Consider the following 3,335-nt stretch of genomic DNA (forward strand, 5'->3'; position numbering starts at 1 on the left):
TGCGGCCGCGAAGATGTACCCGCTGCTGCTGCTCGGCCCCCTGTTCGTGCTGTGCCTGCGCGCGGGCCGGCTGCGCGCCTGGACGGTCACGGCCGCGACCACCGCGGGCGCCTGGGCCGCCCTGAACCTGCCGTTCTCGCTGTTCCTGCACGAGGGTTGGGCCGAGTTCTTCCGGCTGAACACCGAACGCGACATGGACCCGGACTCGCTCTACAACGTCGTCGCCCACTTCACCGGTTGGGCGGGCTTCGACGGGCCGGTCGGGCCGGGGGAGACGCCCGTCTGGCTGAACGCGGTCAGCGGTGCGCTGTTCCTCGCCCTGTGCGTGGGCATCGCCTCCGTCGCCCTCACGGCCTCCCGCAGACCCCGCCTGGCCCAGCTGTGCTTCCTCGTGGTCGCCGCGTTCCTGCTGACGAACAAGGTCTGGTCCCCGCAGTACTCGCTGTGGCTGGTGCCGCTCGCGGTGCTCGCCCTGCCGCGCTGGAGACCGCTGCTCGGCTGGATGCTCGTGGACGCCCTCGTGTGGGTCCCCCGCATGTACTACTACCTCGGGGTCGACGACAAGGGGCTGCCCGCGGAGTGGTTCCTGGGCACCGTGATCGTCCGCGACCTCGTGGTGGTCCTGCTGTGCGTGGTGATCCTGCGCGACATCCGTAGCCCCGACCGGGACCCGGTGCGCGCCGGTGGCGAGGACGACCCGGCGGGTGGCGTCCTGGACGGCAGTCGCGACGTCGTGGTCCTGCCCCGTCCGCGTATCCCACGGCCGGGTGGTCAGAGCCGTTGGCGCAGGAAGGCGATGTCCTCGGCCTGACCCGGTCCTGGTGTCTCCACCAGGACCGGTGCGGCCGCGGCCCGCGCCACCTCGACGAGCACGTCCGGGTCGATCGTCCCGTCCCCGCCGAGGAGATTGGCGTGCCGGTCGCGCTGGGACCCCTTCCCGTCCCGGGAGTTGTTCAGGTGCACCAGGTCGATCCGGCCGGTGACCGCCAGCACCCGGTCAACAACACCGTCCAGATCCCACCCCGCGGCGTGGGCGTGGCAGGTGTCCAGGCAGAAGCCGGGGGAGAAGTCGCCGACCTCCGCCCACAACCGCTCCAGCATGTCGAGGTCACGGGCCATCGCACCCTCCCCGCCCGCGGTGTTCTCGATCAGGATCGGCACGTCGAATCCCCCGTGCTGCGCCTGCCGCTCGAACAGCTTCCGCCAGTTCCCCAACCCCTCGGCCGGGTCCTCCCCGCCGCGGACGTGTCCGCCGTGGACGATCAGTCCCCGCGCCCCGGTCTCCGCCGCCGCGGCGGCGTGCGCGGTCACCGTCTTCCGGGAGGGAATGCGGATCCGGTTGTTCAGCGACGCGACGTTGAGCACGTACGGCGCGTGGATGTACACGGCGACTCCCGCGTCGGCCTGCGGGTGCCGCCGGGGCGCCGCCCAGCCCTGGGGGTCGGCCAGGAAGAACTGCACGACGTCGGCGCCCCGCTCACGGGCCACGGACAACGGATCCTCATCGGGGACGTGCGCACCGACCGGTTGAGACCAAGGCATGGAACGAGGGTAACGATGCGTCGCGGGACCGATCGAGTACGGTGACGAGGTCCCGCGAATCCGACACGATCGGCGACCACCGACATCAGACGAATTGCGGAACGGGGACCGCATCCGAAAGCGAAGGCGAAGCTGATGGAAAACGGGTCTCGACACGAGCTCACACGAGATTTCCGGCGCCTCGGCACCACGGGGGCGGCGCTGGCCGTCCTGGTGCTGGGCTGGTCCGGAACCGCCGCCGCGGCCACCGGCCCCGTGGTCTCCGGCCCCGTGGTCTCCGGCGACTGTCCCGCCACCGTGTCCGGCGAGGACGGGTCCCCGCTCACGGTCGACGTGGGGGCGTTGCTCAACGCGGACGGGACACTCGCGGTCGGGCTGGGGGCACGTTCGGAGGCCCCCGTCGCGCTCCCGGTCGCGGACGCCGTCTCGGAACTCGATCTCGACGATCTCGGCGTCGCCTCGGACGCGGTGGAAGATCTGTGCGGGACGGGACAGGACACGGTCAACGCGGTGACCGAACCGGTCCAGGAAACGCTCCCCGGTCACCAGCCGGAGAATCCCGAAACGGAGGACCCACCTCCGGGTGAATCTGACGAAGATCAGCCGAATTCACCCGGAGGAACTAATCCGCCGACCGACGAGGAGGATCCGGCCGGCGGTGCCGGCGATCCGGACGGGGCGGACGACGGCGGGACCACCACCGGGACTCCCCAGGGCGCGGGCGCACTGGTCCTGGCGGACGGCTGGGGCGGCGCGACCGAGTGGGACATGCCGGACGCGCCCGGAACGGGCCGGGACGTCGCCGTCCCGCCGCCCGCAACCGTCCCGCCGAACGATGCCGGCCGAGGCCACGTGACCGACCGTGCGAGTGCTGCGGACGAGGCCGACGCACTCGACCGGCTGCCGCTGCTCGTCGCGGTGGCCGCGGTCGCCTTCGTCGGCACCACCCTGGCCCAGACCTGGGTCCGCCGGCGGCGGTCGGAGGTGTGACGCGCGTACCCGGGCCGACCCGGGCCCCGCGACGACGGCGCGGGGCCCGGTTTTCCGCCGTGGGCGTCACCGACGCCGACGCACCGTCGTTACCGTGTCGACAGCTCGCCAATTCGGGAGGGACAGCCCGTGCGACTCAGCCCCACCGCCCTGACCAGGGTGACCCGCAAGGCATTCACCGCGACCACGGTCGCGGTGGTGGCGGGCGGCATGAGCCTTCTCGCCGCGGGGTCGGCCTCGGCCGCCACCGCGACCGCCGACTCGTGCACCGGCACGGTCTCCGGCGGGGTCGGTGACACGGTGACGCTCGACGGCGCCGCGGTGTCGAGCCTCGTCGAACAGGGGGCCCGGGACGCCAAAACGATCATCGTCGTCCACGACGTGACGATCTGGCCCAACCACCTCGCCAACAAGATCGCCGACGAGCGGCTGTCCGTCGGCACGGTGCCGCGGGCACGATCCGGAGCGATCGGCGGCGACGCCATCGGCGAGGCGGTCCGTGCGGCGCTCGACGGTTCGGCGGGACTGGGCGCACTGCCCTCGACCCAGGACAAGACACTCGACACCATCGCCTCCGAGGTCGCCGACAACTGCGGCCTGACCCTGACGGCGACCGACCACACCGCCCCCACCTCCTCCGGGCAGGACACCGGGGGCACCTCCGGTCCGCGGACCGGGAACGGCGGGTCCGAGAACGGATCCGGCCCGTCCGGCGGCTCCGCCGATCCCACCGGCACCTCCGGCACGACCGGCGAACCCGCGGCCGACGGCGGCTACCAGGGCACCGGCGACGCGCGGGTGGC

3 protein-coding genes and 1 pseudogene are annotated in these 3,335 nt (G+C 72.6%); 3 read left to right on the forward strand and 1 reads right to left on the reverse strand.

The window, feature by feature from the left end:
- Nucleotides 1–811 (forward strand): annotated as a pseudogene (locus SACHA_RS22350) (hypothetical protein); the annotation flags it as partial.
- Here SACHA_RS22350 and SACHA_RS0114770 read toward each other — a convergent pair.
- A complete protein-coding gene (locus SACHA_RS0114770) occupies nucleotides 772–1,542 on the reverse strand; it encodes a deoxyribonuclease IV (protein WP_028663210.1) in 771 nt (256 codons plus the stop codon). The pseudogene SACHA_RS22350 and the gene SACHA_RS0114770 sit on opposite strands and share 40 nt — an antisense overlap.
- Before the next feature lie 135 nt (nucleotides 1,543–1,677).
- Here SACHA_RS0114770 and SACHA_RS0114775 point away from each other — a divergent pair, with 135 nt between their 5' ends.
- The gene (locus SACHA_RS0114775; RefSeq protein ID WP_019810949.1) at nucleotides 1,678–2,532 is read left to right on the forward strand and encodes a hypothetical protein; all 855 of its coding nucleotides are present in this window, start codon (nucleotides 1,678–1,680) and stop codon (nucleotides 2,530–2,532) included.
- 129 nt (nucleotides 2,533–2,661) lie between these two features.
- Nucleotides 2,662–3,335, forward strand: a 674-nt coding sequence (locus tag SACHA_RS26465) for a hypothetical protein (protein ID WP_019810950.1), incomplete at its 3' end; no start/stop codon positions are given.

This window comes from Saccharomonospora halophila 8 (assembly GCF_000383775.1).
GTDB lineage: Bacteria > Actinomycetota > Actinomycetes > Mycobacteriales > Pseudonocardiaceae > Saccharomonospora > Saccharomonospora halophila.